16 protein-coding genes and 1 pseudogene are annotated in these 22,675 nt (G+C 31.5%); 5 read left to right on the forward strand and 12 right to left on the reverse strand.

Annotated elements, in window-relative coordinates:
• The first annotated feature begins 33 nt into the window (after positions 1-33).
• The gene (locus RMO70_RS11130) at positions 34-1,224 is read left to right on the forward strand and encodes a pyridoxal phosphate-dependent aminotransferase (protein WP_310556505.1); all 1,191 of its coding nucleotides are present in this window, start codon (positions 34-36) and stop codon (positions 1,222-1,224) included.
• 83 nt (positions 1,225-1,307) lie between these two features.
• Here RMO70_RS11130 and purB read toward each other — a convergent pair whose 3' ends face one another.
• The 3 genes from purB to RMO70_RS11145 all read right to left on the reverse strand — a co-directional run bounded on the left by purB (position 1,308) and on the right by RMO70_RS11145 (position 6,031).
• Positions 1,308-2,651, reverse strand: a complete 1,344-nt coding sequence (gene purB, locus RMO70_RS11135; protein ID WP_310556506.1) for an adenylosuccinate lyase — start codon at positions 2,649-2,651, stop codon at positions 1,308-1,310.
• A gap of 68 nt (positions 2,652-2,719) precedes the next feature.
• Positions 2,720-3,415: an NAD-dependent deacylase gene (locus RMO70_RS11140; RefSeq protein ID WP_310556507.1), complete on the reverse strand. Its 696-nt coding sequence runs from the start codon at positions 3,413-3,415 to the stop codon at positions 2,720-2,722.
• 6 nt (positions 3,416-3,421) lie between these two features.
• Entirely contained in the window at positions 3,422-6,031 is a 2,610-nt protein-coding gene (locus tag RMO70_RS11145) for a VPS10 domain-containing protein (protein ID WP_310556508.1), read from the reverse strand.
• A gap of 90 nt (positions 6,032-6,121) precedes the next feature.
• Between RMO70_RS11145 and RMO70_RS11150 the strand changes: the two are divergent.
• A pseudogene (locus tag RMO70_RS11150) lies at positions 6,122-6,786 on the forward strand (TrmH family RNA methyltransferase).
• A 12-nt stretch (positions 6,787-6,798) separates the two neighbouring features.
• On the opposite strand, the gene RMO70_RS11155 reads toward RMO70_RS11150, so the two are convergent.
• The 5 genes from RMO70_RS11155 to RMO70_RS11175 form a co-directional block, all read right to left on the reverse strand.
• Entirely contained in the window at positions 6,799-7,551 is a 753-nt protein-coding gene (locus RMO70_RS11155; RefSeq protein ID WP_310556509.1) for a carboxypeptidase-like regulatory domain-containing protein, read from the reverse strand.
• A gap of 103 nt (positions 7,552-7,654) precedes the next feature.
• Positions 7,655-7,927: a preprotein translocase subunit YajC gene (yajC, locus tag RMO70_RS11160; protein ID WP_310556510.1), complete on the reverse strand. Its 273-nt coding sequence runs from the start codon at positions 7,925-7,927 to the stop codon at positions 7,655-7,657.
• A 6-nt stretch (positions 7,928-7,933) separates the two neighbouring features.
• Entirely contained in the window at positions 7,934-8,449 is a 516-nt protein-coding gene (locus tag RMO70_RS11165; RefSeq protein ID WP_310556511.1) for a DUF1573 domain-containing protein, read from the reverse strand.
• A gap of 11 nt (positions 8,450-8,460) precedes the next feature.
• On the reverse strand, positions 8,461-9,372 hold the full coding sequence (nusB, locus tag RMO70_RS11170) for a transcription antitermination factor NusB (RefSeq protein WP_310556512.1): 912 nt from the start codon (positions 9,370-9,372) through the stop codon (positions 8,461-8,463).
• Between the two features lie 94 nt (positions 9,373-9,466).
• Positions 9,467-10,570, reverse strand: coding sequence for a Glu/Leu/Phe/Val dehydrogenase (locus RMO70_RS11175; RefSeq protein WP_310556513.1), 1,104 nt, complete (start codon positions 10,568-10,570; stop codon positions 9,467-9,469).
• Between the two features lie 193 nt (positions 10,571-10,763).
• Here RMO70_RS11175 and RMO70_RS11180 point away from each other — a divergent pair, with 193 nt between their 5' ends.
• Together RMO70_RS11180 and RMO70_RS11185 are read left to right on the forward strand one after the other, a co-directional pair.
• Positions 10,764-12,524, forward strand: coding sequence for an ABC transporter ATP-binding protein (locus tag RMO70_RS11180; RefSeq protein WP_310556514.1), 1,761 nt, complete (start codon positions 10,764-10,766; stop codon positions 12,522-12,524).
• 63 nt (positions 12,525-12,587) lie between these two features.
• Positions 12,588-12,974: a PUR family DNA/RNA-binding protein gene (locus RMO70_RS11185; RefSeq protein WP_310556515.1), complete on the forward strand. Its 387-nt coding sequence runs from the start codon at positions 12,588-12,590 to the stop codon at positions 12,972-12,974.
• 48 nt (positions 12,975-13,022) lie between these two features.
• On the opposite strand, the gene RMO70_RS11190 is transcribed toward RMO70_RS11185, so the two are convergent.
• The 4 genes from RMO70_RS11190 to RMO70_RS11205 form a co-directional block, all read right to left on the reverse strand.
• On the reverse strand, positions 13,023-13,361 hold the full coding sequence (locus RMO70_RS11190; RefSeq protein WP_310556516.1) for a tRNA-binding protein: 339 nt from the start codon (positions 13,359-13,361) through the stop codon (positions 13,023-13,025).
• A gap of 114 nt (positions 13,362-13,475) precedes the next feature.
• Positions 13,476-16,439 (reverse strand): protein translocase subunit SecDF, encoded by a 2,964-nt coding sequence (gene secDF, locus RMO70_RS11195; protein ID WP_310556517.1) that lies wholly within the window; start codon positions 16,437-16,439, stop codon positions 13,476-13,478.
• A 187-nt stretch (positions 16,440-16,626) separates the two neighbouring features.
• Positions 16,627-17,559, reverse strand: a complete 933-nt coding sequence (locus RMO70_RS11200) for a malate dehydrogenase (protein ID WP_310556518.1) — start codon at positions 17,557-17,559, stop codon at positions 16,627-16,629.
• 98 nt (positions 17,560-17,657) lie between these two features.
• Positions 17,658-17,945 carry a helix-turn-helix transcriptional regulator gene (locus RMO70_RS11205; protein WP_310556519.1) on the reverse strand — a complete coding sequence of 96 codons (288 nt, stop codon included), beginning with the start codon at positions 17,943-17,945 and terminating at the stop codon, positions 17,658-17,660.
• A 289-nt stretch (positions 17,946-18,234) separates the two neighbouring features.
• Here RMO70_RS11205 and RMO70_RS11210 point away from each other — a divergent pair, with 289 nt between their 5' ends.
• Positions 18,235-22,509, forward strand: a complete 4,275-nt coding sequence (locus tag RMO70_RS11210; RefSeq protein WP_310556520.1) for a T9SS type A sorting domain-containing protein — start codon at positions 18,235-18,237, stop codon at positions 22,507-22,509.
• The last annotated feature ends 166 nt before the right edge of the window (positions 22,510-22,675 follow it).

Genomic DNA, 22,675 nt, shown 5'->3' on the forward strand with positions numbered 1-22,675 from the left:
AAAATCGCAAATTTGCATTTCAAAATTATCATTATGCCAAAAATATCGAACAAAGGACATCAAATGCCAGAATCACCAATTAGAAAACTGGTTCCCTATTCAGAAATTGCAAAAAAGAAAGGTCACAAAGTATATCATTTAAATATTGGTCAACCTGATATTAAAACACCAGAAATAGCTTTGAATGCTGTCAAAAATGCAGATATTAAAGTTTTAGAATACAGTCATTCGGCGGGATTTGATAGTTACAGAACCAAATTAGCATTAAGTTATCAAAAAATAGGATTGCCTATTGATAAAGAAGACATTATTATCACAACTGGTGGATCTGAGGCGTTACTATTTGCTATGGGAAGTACTATGGATGCTGGAGACGAAATTATTATTCCTGAACCATTTTATGCTAACTACAATGGTTTTTCTACAGCTTCTGGAGTAACTGTTGTTCCTGTAATATCAACATTGGACGAAGGTTTTGCCTTACCTCCTATTTCAGAATTTGAAAAGTTAATTACACCCAAAACAAAGGCTATCCTTATATGTAATCCTGGCAACCCAACGGGTTATTTATATTCTGAAGCAGAAATCAATCAACTAGCTGAATTAGTTAAAAAACACGATTTATTTTTAATTGCTGATGAAGTATATCGTGAATTCACTTATGACGGTTTCAAACATTATTCTATTATGAATATTCCTAGTATTGCCGAAAATGCTATAATGATTGATTCCGTTTCCAAGCGTTATAGTATGTGTGGTGCAAGAATAGGTTGTATTGTTTCAAAAAACAAGGAGTTAATGGCTACTGCAATGAAGTTTGCACAAGCGCGTTTGAGTCCGCCAACTTTTGCACAAATTGCAAGCGAAGCTGCACTTGACACACCTCAAAGTTATTTTGACGAAGTTATTACTGAATACAAAGAACGTCGAGATACCTTAATTTCAGAACTTCATAAAATAAACGGAGTAAAAGTAGCTACTCCAAAAGGAGCTTTTTACTGTATTGCCCAACTTCCTGTTCAAGATGCGGATCATTTTGCACAATGGTTACTGGAATCCTATGATTTTAATGGTGAAACTGTTATGGTTGCTCCTGCTGCTGGTTTTTATTCGACACCTGGTGTTGGTAAAAATGAAGTTCGTATTGCGTATGTTCTTAAAAAAGACGACTTAATAAAATCAGTACAAATACTAGGAGAAGCATTAAAAGTTTATAAAAATTAGAATCTTAATTTAACCATTCGTTGCTGAAAAATATTTCTAGCAACGAATGGCTCTATTTTCAATTGTAATCCTCTTGATTAAAGCTAAATTCCCAAATAATTACTAGGTGTTATTTGTTTTAATTCTGTTTTGATGGTATCGGAAATACTCAAATTTCCAATAAAATCGTGAATGGCTTTTTTGTTAATTACAGTATTGGTTCTTGTTAAATCCTTCAGAGCCTCGTAAGGATTTGGATAACCTTCCCGTCTTAAGATGGTTTGAATAGCCTCGGCAACTACTACCCAATTTTTTTCTAAGTCTTCGGCAAATTTATCTTCATTCAAAAGTAATTTGTTTAACCCTTTTAGTGTTGCCTCAAAAGCGATTAAAGTATGACCAATAGGCACTCCTATATTTCTTAAAACCGTACTATCAGTCAAATCTCGTTGCAATCTTGACAAAGGTAATTTTGCCGATAAATGTTCAAAAATAGCATTTGCAATACCTAAATTTCCTTCCGAATTTTCAAAATCAATAGGATTTACTTTGTGTGGCATTGCTGAAGATCCTATTTCTCCTGCTTTTATTTTTTGTTTGAAATATTCCATTGAGACATAAGTCCAAATATCTCTATCTAAATCTATTATTATCGTATTTATGCGTTTTAAAGCGTCGAAAAAAGCTGCAAAATGATCGTAATGTTCAATTTGTGTTGTAGGAAATGAATGTTGTAAACCAAGGGTTGTTTCCACAAAATTTTCTCCAAATTTTCTCCAATCAATGGTTGGATATGCCACGTGATGTGCATTGTAATTGCCAGTTGCTCCACCAAATTTTGCAGCAAAAGGAATATTAAACAACAATCGCAATTGTTCTTCAAGACGTTCCACAAAAACACCTATTTCTTTTCCCAAACGGGTTGGCGATGCGGGTTGACCGTGTGTTCTTGCAAGCATTGGAATATCACGCCATTCCACACTTAATTCTTTTAGTTTAGCCACAAGAGCTATTAATGAAGGTAGGTAAACATTCTCAAAAGCCTCTTTTGTTGAAAGTGGAATTGCCGTATTGTTAATGTCTTGGGAAGTCAGTCCAAAATGTATAAACTCTTTATATTGTTGCAATCCCAAATCATCAAACTTATTTTTAATAAAATATTCGACTGCTTTTACATCGTGATTCGTTGTTTTCTCCGTTTCCTTGATTGTTAAAGCATCATCAGTAGAAAAATTTTCATATATTTTTCTTAAATCAACATAAATTTTTGAATCTATTCCTGATAATTGAGGCAAATTAGCTTCGGATAAAGCAATAAAATATTCCACTTCTACCAAAACTCGGTATTTGATTAAGGCTTCTTCGGAAAAATAAGGAGATAAAGAAATAGTTTTGTTTCTATAACGACCGTCAATTGGCGAAATAGCATTCAATTCTGTTAGTTGCATTTTGTTGTGTTGTTGTTTAAATGGGCAAAGGTAGTTAGAATTTAGGTTTTTTAAAACTAGCAAATCAATTAAAAACGCTTATTTAATAACTCTTTTTGAACGGTTTTCATTCCTGTAGATGCGATAGCTTCAATAATTTTTAACGGATTAGGTACCTCATACATTGTGGCAGGTTTTGGATCTATGTAATAAACTGGAACATCTTCGTTGGCAAAATTCATCAAACTTGCCGCTGGATATACTTGTAATGATGTACCAATGATGATTAGAAAATCGGCTTTTTCTACAATAGCAACGGCTTTTTCGATTGCTGGAACATCTTCACCAAACCAAACAATGTGTGGTCGAAGTTGGTTTCCATTATCATCAAAATCTCCAAGAACAAGATCATCAGTCCAATCCAATATATGATTTTTATGTACTGTACTTCGAACTTTCAATAATTCCCCGTGTAAATGCAAAACAGAAGTACTTCCTGCTTTTTCGTGAAGATTATCCACATTTTGTGTTATAATTGAAACCTCAAAATCATTTTCTAGTTCAACTAGAATTTCGTGAGCTTGATTTGGTAGAACGGTTTTTAGCTGTTTGCGTCGTTGATTGTAAAAGTCAAGAACTAGTTCTGGGTCTCGTTGCCAACCTTCAGGTGTTGCCACATCATTCACATTATGTCCTTCCCACAATCCATCACTATCTCGAAAAGTTTGAATACCACTTTCTGCACTAACTCCTGCACCAGTTAAGACAACTATTTTCTTTTTCATTTAAAATTATTTGTTTGGTATTATTTCCATTGTTTTGTGTAATTCTTCCGTTAGGGATTTCAAAGTCACTTTGTATTTTCCAACAGGCAAATAATATTTTTTATTATGTGCTTCCTTGATTTCCATTTTAGGTTGTTTTTTATTCCATTTTTCAGCAATAACAGAATCTAAAATTAGATCATAATCCAATTTATTTAACCCAATTACAGGTATGATTTTTTTATTAAAAACTTCAATTCCATTTTCTGAGTGTATTTTTAAAGTCACTTCATCAGTACTTTTTGAATAAAACGCTATTTCTTGTTTGAAATCATTTGCGTTTGACCAAGCAAAACCTTTTGAACCCCAATTTTTGGAATGTTTTATAGTATCCATATCAAATAGGATGATGTTCTTGTTTCTATTTTCGGTGGTTAAAAGTTGAATATTTCTCAAATTAATTTTGTACAAAGAGCGACCGTGTGTTCCTACAATTAGATCTTTTGCTGTTTTTTGAATTACCAAATCGTGAACGGCTACATTTGGTATTTCATTAGAAAAATCTTGCCAAGTGGCTCCTTTGTCCATCGAAATATACAATCCATTATCAGTCCCTACAAAAAGAATATTTTCGTTTTCAGTATCCTCAATAATAACATTTACAGGACTTTTTGGCAAATTTAAATTAATTGATTTCCAAGTAGTTCCATAATCTTCTGATAAGTAAACATAACTATTAAAATCATCGTTTCGGTACCCATTTAGAGTTGCATAAACTCTTTCTTTTTTATGAACGGATGCTTTTATTCTTGAAATCCATAAATTTTGAGGTAAGTTGTCTGATAATTTTTGCCAGTTCTCACCACTGTTTTTACTAATGTGGATTAAACCATCATCAGTTCCAGCATAAAGCAACCCGAATTGAAATGGACTTTCGCTTATAGTTGATATGGTTCCAAAAGGTACATTACCTTCCACTTTTCCTTTGGTTAAATCTGGAGAAATAATTTCCCAATTTTTACCTTCATTCATTGATCTGTGCAAAAAGTTAGAGGCTAGATACAAAATATCCTGATTGAATTTTGATACTAAAATAGGAGTTTGCCAATTGAATCGCAATGGTTTTTCTTTCTTATCGATTTTTGGTGTTATTGACTCAGATTTATCGTTCTTTTTGTCAATTCTATAATAACTTCCAAACTGAGAACCTGCATACACAATATTAGAATCGATAGCATTCACTTGTACTTGCATTCCATCTCCTCCTAAGAGAAACTCATACGGGTATTTTCCTTCTTGTTGCCAATCCAAACTGTGCTCATACGAATTGGGACCAACCCAAACACCATTGTCTTGTAAACCCCCATAAACTTTATATTTTTCATCATTATCAACACTTACAGCATAAAACTGCCCAACGGCTTGATTGTTACATTTGAACCAATTTTTCCCGTTATCGTAAGAAATATTTACACCGCCATCGTTGCCATTTATAATATGGTTTTTGTTTTTCGGATTTATCCAAACCACGTGATGATCTGCATGTACATTGTCTTTATTTATTGCTACTAGTGTTTTTCCACCATCATTGGAATGCAAAAGTGGCACTCCACTAATATAAATTCTTTCTTGATTTGATGTATCCACCGTAATATCTCCAAAGTAGTACCCATAAGAATAAAAACAATCATCGATATAACTATCGTGCGTTTTTTTCCAAGAAGTACCAGCATCGGTGGTAACATAAATCTCTGCGCCAATAACTTCTGTTTTAAACAAAGCATCATTGGCATCTTCTGGAATTTCATTTTTAACTGATGGTCTCTTATTTTGATTGTCAACAACAGCGTAAATAATTTTATCGTTGAACGAAGCTAAACCTATTCTTCCGATTCCATCATCGCAAGGAAAACCAGAGGTATCATCTATTTTTGTCCAATTGTCTCCTCCATCAATACTTTTATAGATACCAGAATTAATACCATTCCCTTTAAAATTCCAAGATTTTCTTTCTCGTTCCCAAGCCGAAGCAAATAGTATTTTAGAATTATAAGGTGAAACTGTCATATCAATCACTCCCGTTTCATCGTTTACAAAAAGTGTTTGTTTCCAAGTGTTCCCACCATCAATTGATTTGTAAATGCCTCGTTCTTTATTTTTTGAATACAAATGACCTAAAACACCAACAATTATTTCTTGAGCGTTTTTCGGATTTATATAAATTTTGCTAATGTGATGACTTTCTGGCAAACCCATATTTTGCCATGATTTACCTTTATCCATCGATTTTAAAATTCCAATACCGGAGTAGGAAGATCGTGAAGAATTTACTTCACCTGTACCAACCCAAATAGTTCCAGAAATCCAATCCACAGCGATGGCCCCACAATTTTGGGTTAAAGCAACGTCCATAACGGGCTCAAAACTATTACCATTATTATTCGTATACCAAAGTCCTCCTGACGCATACGCTACATAAAACTCTTGAGTATTGCTTTCATTTACAGCTATATCCACCACACGCCCACTCATAATTGTGGGACCTATACTTTTAAATTTTGTTTGAGAAAATAAATTTTGCTGACCGAAGGAATGTATTTGAAATAAAAGAAAGAAAGAAAGGACTATTTTTTTCATTTTTTAGAATAATGTAGTGGATTATTGATTTTAATTTTAATCAAGCTAAGATAATTAATTGTTTTACTATTTTTGTCAAAAAATCATAAAATGGTTGATTTAGAGTATTTGCATTTTCTTGAAAATATATTGACAGACAATAGAAAAGAACGCTTTTCGGATGTTCTAAAAAACAGAACCAATCATTTTACAGTAGCTGTAGAAGATATTTTCCAGTTGCATAACACAAGTGCTGTAATGCGAAGTTGTGAAGTTTTTGGCATTCAAGAATTGAATGTTGTTGAAGAAAAATATGGTAAAAAATTGATACCGAAATTGCAATGGGTGCACAGAAATGGGTCGATGTGAACCGCTTTTCTTCTATTGATGAATGTATTGGTACATTAAAGGACAAAGGCTATCAAATCATTGCGACATCACCACACGAAAATGATTGTTTGCTAGAAGATTTTGATATTTCTAAACCTTCCGCTTTATTTTTTGGTACTGAAAGAAATGGTTTATCTAAAGAAGTGTTGGATCAAGCCGATGGTTTTTTAAAAATTCCAATGGTTGGTTTTACCGAAAGTTTGAATATTTCGGTTTCTGCGGCAATCATATTACAAAATCTAACCGAAAGATTACGAAAATCAGATTTGGAATGGAAATTATCCGAAAATGAAATACTAGAAAAACGGTTGCAATGGGCAAAAAGTTCTATTAAAGATATAAAACGAATTGAAGCACGTTACTTTGAGGAGAATCTAAAAATATAATCTAACTCAAACTCATTTTTTATTCAAAACTTTGTATTCCTCATAGCAGCCATTTATAGCATCAAGTACCTGAAGATCATTTGCAGTTTGAGCAAAAGTTTCAGAATAACTACAACGTTCCAATATTTCGTCTAACTCTTTTTTATTAATTCCTAGAAGTAAATATATGGTTTGACGATCAAATTTAGTTTGCAATAAATTCCTAAGATTATCGTCTTTTTTTAATTCTTTTAATTTCTTGAGTTCTTTGGGGTTTTTTCCAAAGAAATTATAGAGCATATCCGCAGGATTAAATAAAGAACCCATTACTCTTGAAAAAGAACTCGGAGATTCCCCAGATTCGTATCGTTTTGAAATTCCAGCTATATTATAAAAGTAGTTTTCACGATCTGGAATGAGTTTTGAATCAACCTCAAGATAACCTGTTAAATCATAAGGTGGAATTATAACTTCCTCGAGTGCATAGGCTTTTTCGGTAAGTTTGATTTTTGAAGTTCCATTCTTTATCCAGTCGTTTGTAACTTTAATCTCAATATTTTGAAACCCTAAACTGGAAAAAAGTAAAATATCATTAACGTTAGCAGGAATTTGAAAATATCCTTTTTCGTCAGATATGGAGCCTTTTACTAACGTAATGTTTACAATATTAATATTCTCGAGTGGAAGAAAATTATTATCGTTTACAATAGTACCAGAAATAATAGTTTGCTGCGAAGTAGCAGTAAATGTGGATATCAACAAAAATAAAACTACAAAATATCTCATATAACGATTTGAATTGCTAAAGTAATTATTCGTTATGAGATATTTTCCAGTTTGTTGTATAATTATAAGAAAATTAACAAACAAGACAAAAGCTAGAAGGCTTTTACTTTTTGTTCAATGCATCGCTCATCTCTAATGAAATAGAAGAACGTTCCATTTTTAATTTTCCAGACATTGTTTCAATAACAACAGTTGTATCTGCTAGTTCTGAAATTTTTCCGTGCAATCCACTTTTAGTAACGATTTTATCGCCTACTTTCAGTGATGATTCAAATTCTTTTTCTTTTTTAGCTTTGGCTTGTTGTGGTCTAATCATAAAAAAATAGATTACAACAAACATTAAAAGGAAAGGTAATATTTGAGTTAATTGTGCCATAATAATTTATTTAATTTGAGGTAATGGTTTTACGTCAGTTATGTTAGCTGAAAATGTAATTTCTTCTTTTCCATTTTCAGTATTAGTAGTCAAACGGATAGATTTAGACTGTTTTCCAGATTTTCCTGAGGAATCGAAAACAATTTTTATTTGACCAGAATCCCCTTTTTTAATTGGCTCTTTTGTCCATTCTGGAACGGTACATCCACAGCTTGGTTGTGCTTTGATAATGAGTAAATTTTCGTTTCCAGTATTGGTAAACTTAAAAATATGTTCTACTTTATTTCCTTGTTTTATGTCTCCGAAATCAAAAGTTGTTTCTTCCAATTTTAAAAAAGAATAGTCTTCACTTTTCTTTTTAGCTGTTTTTGGGGTACTTATTACCTCATTTACCTGTTGGTCTTGGGCAATAATATTATTATTTTTATCCAATTTAAACGTTGCGTTTTCTTCTTGTTTTTTGCAAGAAACAGTTGTTAATACCGATACAACTGCAAGTAATGTCATTGCTTTATTAAACATAAATCTCTATTTTACATTAGACCTCGGCCTACTTTTTTAAGTTTATTATTGATTTCAAATTCTTTGACTAAATTATCTAGAATACCATTTATAAAAATACTGCTTTTAGGAGTCGAATATTCTTTTGCAAGTTCTAAATATTCATTAATTGTAACTTTTACTGGAATAGAAGGGAATTTTAAAAATTCACATATTGCCATTTTCAAAATTATAGTATCAATTTCGGCAATACGATCGGATTCCCAGTTTGGAGTTTTATCAGCAAACTCTTTAGCTAAGGATTCATTGTTCAAAAGCACTTTGCGAAACAGGTTGGATACGAACTCTTTATCTTCTGTATCATTAAATAATTTTGGCACCGAAAAATTACCGTTCTCAGTATTTTTAATAGCTTTTAATTGCTTTACTATAAGCGTATTTACTAAAGGAATATCATCAATCCAAGTTAATTTATGGTCTTCAAGGTATTCGTAAAGTTTTATATTTGGAGCTATTATTTCAGTAAAAATAGTTGCAACAAATTCCTTATCAGTTTCAAAATCAGATTTGGAATTTTCCATATAATCTTTATAAAACGAACTGGATTTAATTTCGTTTAACAAGATTATAATATAATCATCATTCAGCTTCCAATTGTCAATTTTTCTTGTCTCAAGCGCATTTAATAAAGAAGTATTATTTGAAAGTAAATTTAGAACTGAGTTATTAACTAGTTTTAAATTTGGATTCTTTTCTTCTTTAGTGGCTAAATGTTTCTTGCGAGAAATTTCGATATATTCTTCTTCTTTGCTTTGAATTTCAACTAGGGTCGAAATCATAATCAAATATAAATCTTGCACATTTTCGATACTTTGAAATAAGAATTTTTCTTCTTTTTCTAAATTATCAGATTTGGTTTGATGCATCGCATATAGCGTTTGCATTACTTTAACTCGAATATGTCGTCTGTTTAACACTTAGGTAAGAACTTTTAATTAAAAATAAGATTGCAAAAGTACATTTATATTTGTTATACTGCTATTTTGCGTTTTCTTTTTTTCTTAAATCAATACGATTTTGAGCAATTAACAACGCAGCTTCGTGTGTTGTAATTTTATTTGCATCAGCATAATCAAAAATCTCCAAGGTTGTATTGTAGATATTTTCGGTTTTACGCATGGATTCTGCTTTGTCATAACCGACAATTTCTGAGTATACATTAATGATTCCACCAGCATTAATCAGGAAATCTGGTGCATACGCTATTCCTTTGTCTTGCAGGATTGCTCCATGGATCTTTTCGTTAGCCAACTGATTGTTAGCTGCTCCAGCAATTACTTTAGCTTTTATTCTATGAATTGTATTGTCATTTATTGTGGCTCCAAGTGCGCAAGGTGCATAAATATCGACATCAGCAGCATACAAATCATCTCCTTGATAGATTTTAGCTCCGTATTTATTGCCTATTTCTTGTAAACGCGCTTCGTTAATATCAGAAATAATCACTTTTGCACCTTCCCCAGTTAAGTAATCGACTAAAGTTTCACCAACGTGACCAATACCTTGAACCAATACTTTTTTGCCCTCAAGAACATCTGAACCAAATTTATATTTCGCAGCAGCCTTCATTCCCATATAAACCCCATAAGCGGTAACTGGAGAAGGATTACCTGAACCACCTTTTTCGATAGACACACCCGTTACGTGTTTCGTTTGCAAGCGTATTAAATCCATATCGCCAGTTGTAGTTCCAACATCTTCAGCGGTGATATATTTTCCTGACAATGAACCTACATACTGACCAAATTTAGCAATCATCTCTGGTGTTTTGTCAATTTTAGAATCGCCAATAATTACAGCTTTTCCTCCACCTAAATTCAACCCTGTAATAGCAGATTTGAATGTCATTCCTCTTGATAAACGCAAAACATCGTTTAGCGCTTCCCATTCGTTTTCATATTTCCACATTCTAGTTCCTCCAAGTGCTGGTCCTAAAACTGTATTGTGAATACCAATTATTGCTTTTAATCCTGTATCTTTGTCGTTGCAAAAAACGATTTGTTCGTGATTATCAAATGATAATTGTCCAAAGACTGGATCTATTTTATGAAGTTCGCTTGCTTTTAAAGATTCAATAATCATATAGAAGAATTTTAGGTTTGTAACTTTTAAAAAGTCGGTGCGAATTTACGTTTTAATTCAAGAATTTGCAATACTATTTCAAATAATTAATTAAATTTTAAGAATTTGATAATTAAATAAATCATAAAAAAATTAATGATTTAGTAGATTTATTTACTAAATATATATTGTTTTTTACATTACGCTACACAAAATGAAAGAATTAAGTTATTTAAACACCTATTTCGCTAAATACAAATTACATTTTCTAGGTGGAATTTTTATAACAATTATAGCACAAATATTTTCATTATACACCCCCGAATTAATTGGAGATTCGATTGCATCCATCGAAAAATTTGTGAAATCTGAAACAAAAAGCCCTGAAGAAATCAAGTCATTATTACTTGAAAACATTATTTGGGTTATTGTAACGACTTTAATTGCAGGAATTTTAACTTTTTTAATGCGTCAAACATTAATTGTGATGTCGCGTCACGTAGAATTTGATCTTAAAAATGTAGTTTTTAAACAATATGAAAATCTAACTCAGAATTTTTATAAAATGAATCGAACTGGTGATTTGATGAATCGAATCTCAGAAGATGTGGGTCGTGTCAGAATGTATGTTGGTCCAGCCGTAATGTATACTATAAACACCATTATTAGATTTACAATTGTTATTTACTATATGTATCGTGTGTCTCCAAAATTAACTTTATACACACTCCTGCCCTTGCCTATTTTGGCTTATTTTATTTTCAAATTAAGTACTGAAATTAACAAAAAAAGTACCATTTTTCAAAAAAACTTATCGGAACTATCCAGTTTTACTCAAGAAATTTTTTCTGGAATTAGAGTCATAAAAGCTTACAGCATTGAAGATAAAAAACAAGTTGAATTTGAAACTTTATCTGGTGAAAGCAAAGCCAAAAGCTTGAAATTAGCCAAAGTGAATGCACTGTTTGGCCCATTAATGTTATTACTTATTGGTGCTAGTAATTTAATCGTAATATTTATTGGTGGTACAATGTACATCAACGGAAGTATTGAAAATATTGGTGTTATTGCAAAATTTATTTTGTATGTAAATATGCTAGTTTGGCCTGTAGCTTCTATAGGATGGGTATCCTCATTAATACAAGAAGCAGAAGCTTCACAAAAAAGAATCAACGAATTTCTGAGAATCGAACCAGAAATTAAAAATACAAATTTCACACCAATGAATTTTGAAGGCACAATCAAATTCAACAATGTATCTTTAATTTATGAAGATACTAACATTAAAGCGCTAGATAATATAAGTTTTGAGGTGAACAAAGGAGAAACTCTCGCCATTATTGGACGAACAGGTTCTGGAAAATCGACTATTTTATCATTAATAAGCAGGCTATACGATCCTACATCAGGAAATATAACACTTGACGGAATAGCACTTCCTAAAACCAATTTGGTAAGTTTAAGAAACAGTGTAGGCGCTGTACCGCAAGATGCTTTTTTATTTTCAGATAGTATAAAAAATAATATCAAATTCGGGAAAGAAAATGCAACTGACGACGAAGTTATTGTAGCAGCAAAAAATGCGGCTGTTCACGACAATATTATTGATTTTAAAAACCAATACGAAACCATTCTTGGTGAACGTGGCATAACACTTTCAGGCGGACAAAAACAACGTGTTTCGATTGCTAGAGCTATTATAAAAAACCCACAAGTATTATTGCTTGACGATTGCTTATCCGCTGTTGATACGGAAACTGAAGAAACCATTTTGAACAATCTGGAAACCATAACCAAAGAAAAAACCACTATCATTGTGAGTCACAGAGTTTCGTCAGCAAAAAATGCGGACAAAATCATCATACTCGATAATGGAAAAATTGTACAAGAAGGCACTCATAATCAATTGGTAAACCAAGAAGGATACTACAAAGATTTGTATTTGAAACAAATTGCTGAAAAAGAAATGTTATAATTGTTGTTTAGTTCTATTTTTTTTTTCATTTTTGATGTAATTAAAAATTAAAAAAACATTACAATGAACAGGAATGAAAATGATATGCTAGAAAAGGAAGAAATATTCTCTAAAGTATTACGTGCGGGAAGAAGAACTTATTTTTTTGATGTGCGATCCACAAAAGCAGATGATTATTATATAACGATTACCGAAAGTAAAAAGTTTACTGAAGAAGATGGTTCATTCCATTTCAAGAAGCACAAAATATATCTGTACAAAGAAGATTTTACGGCTTTTAGTGAAATTCTGGAAGAAATGACTTCTTATGTTTTGAATCATAAAGGAGAGGAAGTAATTTCTGAACGCCATCAAAGTGATTTTAAAAAAGAATACAATTCTGATAAAAATAATACTGAAGAAACTTCAACTGAAAAAAGTTATACAGACATTGATTTTGATGATATTTAATCATTTTTAATACAAAAAGGGCTAAAATTATCTGTTTTAGCCCTTTTTTTATCCAATTCTTAAACCATTTTCTACTTTCAAATCCGAAGAAAGCAAAACAATATCATTATCATTTCCTACAGAACCAAGCACTAAACATTCACTTCTGAACTTGCCTATTTGTTTGTCTGGAAAATTAACTACTGCCACAATTTGTTTTCCTAACAAATCCAATTTAGCATATCGTTTCGTAATTTGTGCCGATGATTTTTTAATCCCATTAGCATTTCCAAAATCGATAACTAGTTTATATGCTGGTTTATTCGCTTCAGGAAAATCATTGACTTCAATAATTGTACCCACTCGCATTTCTACTTTTTCGAAGTCATTCCAATTTATTGTTTCCATACTAAAAATTTTAGTCAAATATAAAATATCTAAAATTAAAAATACAAAAAAATCCTTCGTTTTGCAACGAAGGATTTTTAAAATATAAAGTAAGAAAAATTTTAAGAGTTTGCTTTATTCGTGTCTCTTTTCGATTTCTTCTTTGTCCGCTTTCGACATTGTGTCCACCAATACTGGTGTTGCAATAAATAACGAAGAATACGTTCCAATAGCAATACCTACAAGCATTGCAAAGATGAATCCTCTAATTGATTCTCCACCAAAAACAAACATTATTAATAATACTAATAACATTGTTAATGATGTATTGATTGTTCTTGATAAAGTAGTATTAATCGAATCGTTTACAATTTGATTGAAATTACCTTTTCTTTTACCAGCAAGAAATTCTCTAATTCTATCAAATACAATTACAGTATCATTCATAGAATATCCAATTACGGTAAGAATTGCTGCAATAAAGTGCTGATCCATTTCCATATGGAAAGGCATAAACTTATAGCATAATGAATAAATACCCAATACAAATATAACGTCATGCGCCACAGCAGCTAATGCTCCTAAAGAATATCCTAATTTTCTAAATGAAACAACAAGATACAAACCTACAACCAACATTGCTCCTAAAACAGCCCAAAAAGAGTTTGTTTTAATATCCGCTGAAATGGCTGGGCTTATTTTTGATGCTTGCAATACTCCAAGTTTCTTACCTTCATAAAGATTGGTAAACTTGTCATACGTCATATTTGGTGAAAAATGATTTTTTAGTGTTTCGAATAACTTTTGATTCACTTCCGTATCAATATTTACACCTTCTGCTTCAATTTTATACTTTGTCGTAATTTTCAATTGATCATCAGTTCCAAATACTTTAGCTTCAGCACTTCCAAAAACTTTAGATAATTCAGCAGCAACAGCAGAAGATTCTACTGGTTTTTCAAATTTTATTTGGAACGTTCTTCCTCCAACGAAGTCAACACCTTGATCCAATCCATTCACAAAGAAAATAGAAATCAAACTGATGATAACTACACAAGAAGAGAAAATATAAGTTCCTTTTTTGATTTTTAAGAAATCAAAGTTGAAACCTGTAAACCAATTTTTAGACCAGCTATTTGCAAATTCTAATTTGGTCCCTTTTGCAACGGCTCTGTCCAAGAATATTCTTGTAATAAAGATTGAAGTAAACAAAGAGGTTATAATACCTATTAATAAAGTCAAAGCAAAACCTTTGATTGGTCCAGTTCCAAAAATATATAAAATACCACCTGTTAATATGTGTGTTACATTGGCATCAATGATTGAACGCATTGCACCAGTCCAACTGAATGATTTTTTTACCGCTTCATCAAGACTTAATCCTGCTCGAAGCTCTTCTTTTGCTCTTTCAAATATAATAATGTTAGCATCTACAGCAGTTCCCATTGTTAAAACGATACCTGCAATACCTGGTAAGGTTAATACAAAACCAAAACTTGCCATTACACCAAATAAGAAAAGTAAGTTAACTGCCAAAGCAATATTTGCATACCAACCCGATTTACCATAATAAATTAACATCCAAAGAGAGACTAATAACAATCCAATAATAGAAGACATCAAACCATCATCAATTGCTTTTTGCCCTAAAGATGGCCCTACAATTTCCGATTGTACTATTTCTGCAGCTGCAGGTAATTTACCTGCACGCAATACATTAGATAAATCTTTGGTTTCTTCGATAGTAAATGTTCCTGAAATTTCAGAACGTCCACCAGCAATTGGTCCTGTTGAAACTCCAGGAGCTGAATAAACAATATTATCTAAAACAATGGCAATATTACTTTTTTGAGTATAGGCTCTTCCAGTTAATTCTTCCCAAATTCTAGCACCAGCACCATTCATTTGCATTGTAACCGATGGTTTACCCATTTGGTCAAACGAATCAGAAGCATCAACAAGAACACCACCGCTCATAGGAGCAACGTTTGTTCTATTTCCTTTTAATGCATACAATTCAACAACATCAACTTCTTTTGAAGAAGGTTTTCCCCAAACAAATTTAGCATCAGTCAAATTTGCAGGCAATAATGATTTGATATCAGCACGTTTAAAGTATCCATTAATTACAGCTGTATCTTTAGTGTTAACATAAGCTAAAACTGGACTTCCTTGTTGACCTCCACTAACTAGCTTGTCAAAGAAAGGGTTGAATTCTTTTTTAGTAGCTGTTGAATCTTTTTTGTCAACTAATAATTTATTGATTGCAGAATCTTTATCTTTTACAGTATCGACAACCACTGCAGCAGTATTTTTTTCTGTTTTCTTTAAAGCTTCGTTAACAGTCATTAAGTAGTTTCCTACTTCATCCACTTTTAACGTTTCCCAAAATTCCAATTGAGCTGTACTTGATAATAGTTTTTTAGCTCTATCTACATCTTTCGCACCTGGCAATTCTACCAAAATACGACCTGTATTTCCAAGTTTAACAATATTTGGTTGTGTTACACCAAATTTGTCAATACGTTCACGCAATACTCTAAAAGCACTTTCTACAGACTCTTCAACTTTTTTATTAACTACTTTTTTAACATCTGAATCAGACATTTGAAATTTAATTTCTTCTGCTAAGCTTCTGTTTCCAAAAACATCTGGAGAAGCAAGTTTGGTATTTGTTCCCGCAGAAGCAGCATCAAAAGCTTCATAGAAAGCATCTAGAAAAGATTGATTTCCTTGTTGGTTCTTTTTAGCGTCAGATAACGCTTTATTTAACACTGGATTTGTACTATTATTAGCCAATCCTTTCAAAACATCTTTAACAGAAATTTGCAATATCACGTTGATACCACCTTCTAAGTCAAGACCTTTATTGATTTGCTTGTCTTTTACTTCGTTGTAAGTATACTCTAAAATTCCAAGATTAAAAACACTTTTCTTCCCTAGGGAATCTAAATATTTTACTTCTTTTTCTGTGTTTCCTCCAGCAAATGATTTTGCATCACTTTTCACTTTGTTAGCAACAAATGTGAATGAAAGTTGGTAAATACTTACCAGTGCAAATAGTATTGCAATAAATTTAATAAGTCCTCTATTCTGCATTCTGTATAAAAATTAATTAATTCTAGTTTGGTTTTTTTGTGATATAAAAAAGCAATATATTTAATATCGCTTTTTTAGAAAACGTGCAAATATATCATTCTGAAAATGATTAAACAATTTATTTATGGATTAATCTTAAAAAAAGACTGTAAAAATAACAGTCTTCTTTATAATTTACGAAATTTATTTACAAAACTGATTTCAAATCAGCATTCATAGCGCGGACAGCATCAGCACTTTTTGCAAATAATGCTTTTTCGTTATCGTTTAAGTTGATTGTTACAATTTCTTCGATTCCGTTTTTACCTATAATACAAGGTACACCAATGCAAATGTCAGATTGTCCGTATTCGCCATCCAGCATTACTGAACAAGCAATCATTTTCTTTTGGTTGTTTAAAATAGAATCTACTAAATACGCAACCGATGCTCCTGGAGCATACCAAGCTGAAGTTCCTAACAATCCAGTCAATGTTGCTCCACCCACCATAGTATCAGCAGCCACTTTGTCTAATTGTTCTTGAGATAAAAATTCCGAAACTGGAATTCCGTTATAAGATGCCAAACGAGTTAATGGAATCATAGTTGTATCGCCGTGACCACCAATAACCATTGCAGAAATATCGTTTGAAGGTTTGTCTAATGCTTTTGATAAATAATATCTAAAACGAGAACTATCCAAAGCGCCACCCATTCCTATAATTCTGTTTTTTGGCAAACCTGTAGCCTTCAAAGCTAAGTACGTCATTGTATCCATTGGATTAGAAACCACTACTACAATTGTATTTGGAGAATGTACTAATACATTTTCTACCACATTTTTTACAATTCCAGCATTGATACCTATTAATTCTTCACGAGTCATCCCAGGTTTTCTTGGAATTCCAGAAGTAATTACCACAACATCCGAATTTGCTGTTTTAGAATAATCGTTAGTAACTCCTGAAAGTTGTGTATTGAAACCTGTATTTGTTGCACACTGCATCAAATCCATAGCTTTCCCTTCTGCAAAACCTTCTTTTATGTCTAATAATACTACTTCACTTGCAATTCCTCTGTATGAAATTACATCAGCACACGATGCACCTACGTTTCCTGCTCCTACTATGGTAACTTTCATTTTTATTTTTTTATGTTGATTTTACAAACTTATTGTTTTTTTAATGATTTAGAAAATAAATTAAACCGATAATTTTAATAACTATTTTTTTTATGTTGTTATGATAAATCTAAATTATGTAGTTCTCTTCCAAAAGTATCATCTGTTCCAAGTTTTAAGGAATCATCTTGAAGTTCTAAATAACCAAAGTAGATTAAATCAAGCACCAATAACCACAATAGGATTCCGTTTTCAATTTGGTATAAATGTATTCTAGCAATATCAACTCTTTCTGAAACTTGAATTGCAATTAGCTTTCTACTTTTTCTAGCTAACTTTATGTTTTCTCCCATCTGTTCTAATACCACTTTATGTTTAAGGAAAATGGTTTCTTTATTGTTAATCATCTTATTAAAATTTCATTAATTATGAATAAAAAACATTAATAATGTTCATAATAAAAAACGTTGAAAGCTTTTTCTATTTGATGTAACATCAATATTTTTAACATTACAAATTTTTACAACTTCTTATGATTTAAATTTTGTACGATTTAAAGTGAAAAAATTAAAAAAATCCTAAAAAAGAAAAAGTCGTTTTTTAGGAATTTAAGTCGTTTTTCAGCAATAGCTTTTTTTATAAGTCATTAAATTTGTTAGCTATATATTTTAGTAGTATAATCCTAAATTAATCATTATGAAATTCAAATTACTAATCGCTTTGATCTTTTTTCAATTGGGTTTTTCTCAAGAAACCAAAATGAGCATCAAAAACTTTATAAATTTTTCTGATTTACCTAGTAAAACAGCTGAGACTCCTAGTTGGGCAAATCAGTTTTATACCAATCCTGACATCATTAATGTCAAAAATTTAAAGGAAGAACTTAACAACTGGATACTTCTTGAACTCAAAAATAAAAAAGCTAATGTAAATAAAAAAAAGGACGAAGCAACCAACAAAGTATCTGATAAAGAGTTTGAAAATGAACTCAAAGAAAGTATTTCTGAAATACCAATTGTTAGATTTACTTTGCGTTTTATTAGAATTATTCCAAACGAATGGATTGATGATTCAGGCAATCTTAGTTTGCCATCAAAAATCGATTTTTTCAAATCAGCTGAAAATGAAGTAAAAAAAGGAAGAACAATAAACCAAAAAAGCACACAGGCCAACAACTGGTCACAAATTGGAGCAAAAGAAATAATAGAAAACGGAATACAAATTGTCGGGAACACCAATATTTATTTTTTAAGTATTGCACCTTCTTCGACCAATACTAGATTAGCAACCACAGAAAACGGAGCATTATATAAAACAACTGATGCTGGCGAAAACTGGAGCTATTTAAACGGATATGGTGGTGTAGGAGAATGGGGCGGTCCTACCGCTTTTCATCCTAATGATACTAATAAAATAATTTACGGCAGCAAACCTTTTAGATTAAGCGTTGATGGAGGCACAACTTGGACTGTTTTATCAATAAATGAAAATTGTAATGAAATTTTATGGTCTACTAATGGAACAACTATTATTGCTGCTACTACTAATGGTGTTTTTGTTTCCGTAGACGGCGGATTAACATTTAGCCAAAAGCAAACGGGTAGTTTTATGGATGTCGAATATAAACCCGGAAGTACAACAACAGTTTATGCAATTAATGATCAAGGAGTTTTTTATAAAAGTACCGATGGAGGACTAACCTGGACAATAAAATCTACAAATTACACACAAAACACCAACAAAGATGGATTTCTAATTGGTGTTTCTAGCGCAAATCCAAACCTTGTAACTATTGCATTTTTAACAGGAGACAAAATAGAATTAATAAAAAGTACCAATAGTGGTGAAAATTTCGCATCACTTTCCGTCAATAATATTGGTTTCTCACAAGGATTTTATGATTTTGTTTTTAACATTTCACCTGTGGATACCAATATTATTTTTATAGGTGTAACATCATTATTTAAGTCAGTCGATGGCGGATTAACTTTAAATGCTGTTGGTGGTTATACAGGACCTTACGAAATACATCCTGATATTCAAGATCTTGTAATGTTTGGTAATACTGTTGTTGTAGCCACAGATGGTGGAGTTAGTCAATCTACAGACAATTTTAGTAGCTCTGGCAATTGGAAAAGTACCTGTAGGGGTTTAGATGCACTTGATTACTGGGGCTTTGACCTTGGTTTTAACACCGATCAAATGGGTGGTGGCAAGTACCACAACGGGAATGATATTTTTAATCCAAATTGGAACAATGGTAAATCATTGCTACTTGGTGGAGCAGAGGAAGCAACTGGTAAAGCTATTTTTAGTAGACCCAATTCTTTGGCTTATTTTGGACCAAATGCAACAAATGGTTTAGATAAAAAATTCCGAATAATTGATGTTGAGTACAATACTAACGTTACTGGTTCACACACTTTTACAATGGATAATAATCTTGCATATCGAGGATTTCGAAATAGCGATACAACGTCCAATACTACTTATAGCAATATAATTTATGCTGGTTTAGGAAACAATGTTATGGTTTCTTATGATAATGGTGTGAATAGTCAAGTTTTGAAAAGTTTTAACTCTTTAGTTTGGGATGTCAAAACCACACGTAAAGATAACAAAGTAATATATGTACTAACCCAAACTGATGGGTTATGGAAAACAATTGATGGCGGCATCAATTGGACTATTTGTAACATGACGATAAATAATGTTAATTTAAAACCCAACGGATTTGATTGTTACATAGATATTTCGCAAACCAATGCAAACGAAATTTGGATAACAAACAATAATGGAAACTCAAATGCAAGAATTTCTAAAAGTATTGATGGAGGACAAGTTTGGACTAACTTAAATACAACGACTCTTAATGGTTTTGAATCAAAACAAATAATACACCAATATGGATCAAATGGTGGGGTTTATCTAATGGGTCAAACTGGTAGAATAGGTAAATGTTTTTACAGAAACAACACTATGACCGATTGGATTGACTATTCATCCAACTTAATGATTCTTACTTCTAGACTTAATATGTTTTTTAAAGCATCTTACTATAAAGAAAAATTGCGGGTTGCAGGTAATATGGGAGTTCAAGAAGTTGCATTTTATGAAAAAAGCGCTCCCGTGGCACAACCTACTACCAATATTAAGGACATATGTGTTAATCAAGAAGTAACATTTAACGATTATAGCATTCTTGATTACACAGGTGCGACATGGGAATGGTCTTTTTCTAAAACACCGATATACTTAAACGGAACGACTGCGGGTTCAAGAGATCCAATTGTGAAATTTTTATCACCTGGAACGGTTAATGCTACACTAAAAGTAACTAATAGTTCAGGAGTATCAGATACCAAGACTGTTACTAATTTTGTAAATGTAAATTATGATGCCGCAATTTGTTTATTAACTAATTCCGATTATTTTTACGAATTTGATTGCGTAAATAATATTACAAACGTCCCAAATATTCCAGTAACCTCTCAAGGAGTAATAACAAATTTTAATAATGCTACAAGTGGCAAATTTTTGGTAAAATTAAATTTTCATACGCTCTGTTATGGTTTTAGAAGTGGTAGTTTAATTGCATTAATCGATTTAGATACAGATAAAATTAAAGTTATTCGTTTTAGCAACATTGCTGGAGACTATTTAGAATTGTGGGGTGACAACACTAGCACTGTAACAAGTGTAAAAACCAATTGGGCTCAAATTGGTTTTTCACTAATCAACAACACTTTATACCTAAATCATATCAGTAACCGTTGTACTGATGACGGTTTATCTAACATGACAATTATTTTAGATAATTCTTGTTGGAGACCTTATACCAATATTGGTCAAGACAATACAGACTTAGTAGAATTACAAAAATGCAATAATGCAATTCCTCAATCAGCATCGGTTACAAACAATAGTGATATATTGGTCACTAACTTTGCAAACGCAACAAGTGGACTTTTTTATGTAAATTTAAATACTTTCACATCTTGCAACAATTCAAGTAATAATTTAAAAGCCATCGTTAATTTGAATTCAGATGTGATTCATGTTTTAGATTATAAACATTTTGGAGCAACAGTTACTTCGACCACAACTGGAAACGAAACCAGTTCGGTAACTAGTACATTAAACTCAAATGCTCAAGTTAATTATTTTATTAATAATAAAAAATTGTATGTAAAAAGAATTTTAGATCCTTGCGGTGGCACAAATTTCAGAGTCAACTCATCATGTTTTTCTACAATGGATGACAATCAAAACGGAATAGACAATACACTAGAACCAGGTAATTGTAACAATCAACTTTCTACAACACCATTTACTGATGCTAACTCATATCTTGTTAAAGATTTCACTTCATTAGTAGCAATTCAAGCGGGAGTATTTGTAAATCTCAATATAAACTCCAGTTGCAATAACACCAGTGCATCGGTATATTTGAATGTCGATTTTGGAAAAAATTTAATACATGTAATCAATTACAAACATTTTGGTTCCACAACATCATCGACAGTTTTAAATAATGATTCTCCAAATGTATATTCAGAATCTGCTACAAACGGAAAATTGAAATTTATGCTAATTGATAAAAAATTATACATACAAAGATTATCGACACCTTGTGCAGGAAGCAATTATCAAATTGTAAACTCTTGTTATTCTTTGACTTCACAACAAATTTTAGCAATTGATGATTTTGTATCCAAATCAGTATCAGATGTTATTGCTTATCCAAACCCAACGGAAGGTTTGTTTACAATAGACACTAAAACAGAAGGTTCAGAATACAGTATAAGTATTTATAATATTGATGGTAAATTTATAACATCTGCCTTTCAAAAAAATGAAGATAATTTGATGGAAGTAAATCTTGGTGGGAATGCACAAGGTTTATATTTTGTTATATTGAATGATAAAACTGACAATAAATACAAATACATTAAAATAATTAAAAATTAGAAATTATGAAAATTAAATTAATTTTTTTATTTATAACTTTTAAGAGAATTATTCATAGAAGTTATTTTTAGATAATAATTATAGTTTTTAATCAATATTTGAATGTTGATTTTTATGCAACCAACTTAAATATTTTGCGGTACAAAAATAAAGTTGATGCAATTGT

Origin of the sequence: Flavobacterium sp., assembly GCF_031422135.1 — a bacterium.
Taxonomy (GTDB): Bacteria; Bacteroidota; Bacteroidia; order Flavobacteriales; family Flavobacteriaceae; genus Flavobacterium.

Coding starts and splice junctions, on each gene's coding strand:
- RMO70_RS11130 (WP_310556505.1), top strand. CDS start 34: ATGCCAAAAATATCGAACAAAGGACATCAAATGCCAGAATCACCAATT.
- purB (WP_310556506.1), bottom strand. CDS start 2,651: ATGCAACTAACAGAATTGAATGCTATTTCGCCAATTGACGGTCGTTAT.
- RMO70_RS11140 (WP_310556507.1), bottom strand. CDS start 3,415: ATGAAAAAGAAAATAGTTGTCTTAACTGGTGCAGGAGTTAGTGCAGAA.
- RMO70_RS11145 (WP_310556508.1), bottom strand. CDS start 6,031: ATGAAAAAAATAGTCCTTTCTTTCTTTCTTTTATTTCAAATACATTCC.
- RMO70_RS11155 (WP_310556509.1), bottom strand. CDS start 7,551: ATGAGATATTTTGTAGTTTTATTTTTGTTGATATCCACATTTACTGCT.
- yajC (WP_310556510.1), bottom strand. CDS start 7,927: ATGGCACAATTAACTCAAATATTACCTTTCCTTTTAATGTTTGTTGTA.
- RMO70_RS11165 (WP_310556511.1), bottom strand. CDS start 8,449: ATGTTTAATAAAGCAATGACATTACTTGCAGTTGTATCGGTATTAACA.
- nusB (WP_310556512.1), bottom strand. CDS start 9,372: ATGCAAACGCTATATGCGATGCATCAAACCAAATCTGATAATTTAGAA.
- RMO70_RS11175 (WP_310556513.1), bottom strand. CDS start 10,570: ATGATTATTGAATCTTTAAAAGCAAGCGAACTTCATAAAATAGATCCA.
- RMO70_RS11180 (WP_310556514.1), top strand. CDS start 10,764: ATGAAAGAATTAAGTTATTTAAACACCTATTTCGCTAAATACAAATTA.
- RMO70_RS11185 (WP_310556515.1), top strand. CDS start 12,588: ATGAACAGGAATGAAAATGATATGCTAGAAAAGGAAGAAATATTCTCT.
- RMO70_RS11190 (WP_310556516.1), bottom strand. CDS start 13,361: ATGGAAACAATAAATTGGAATGACTTCGAAAAAGTAGAAATGCGAGTG.
- secDF (WP_310556517.1), bottom strand. CDS start 16,439: ATGCAGAATAGAGGACTTATTAAATTTATTGCAATACTATTTGCACTG.
- RMO70_RS11200 (WP_310556518.1), bottom strand. CDS start 17,559: ATGAAAGTTACCATAGTAGGAGCAGGAAACGTAGGTGCATCGTGTGCT.
- RMO70_RS11205 (WP_310556519.1), bottom strand. CDS start 17,945: ATGATTAACAATAAAGAAACCATTTTCCTTAAACATAAAGTGGTATTA.
- RMO70_RS11210 (WP_310556520.1), top strand. CDS start 18,235: ATGAAATTCAAATTACTAATCGCTTTGATCTTTTTTCAATTGGGTTTT.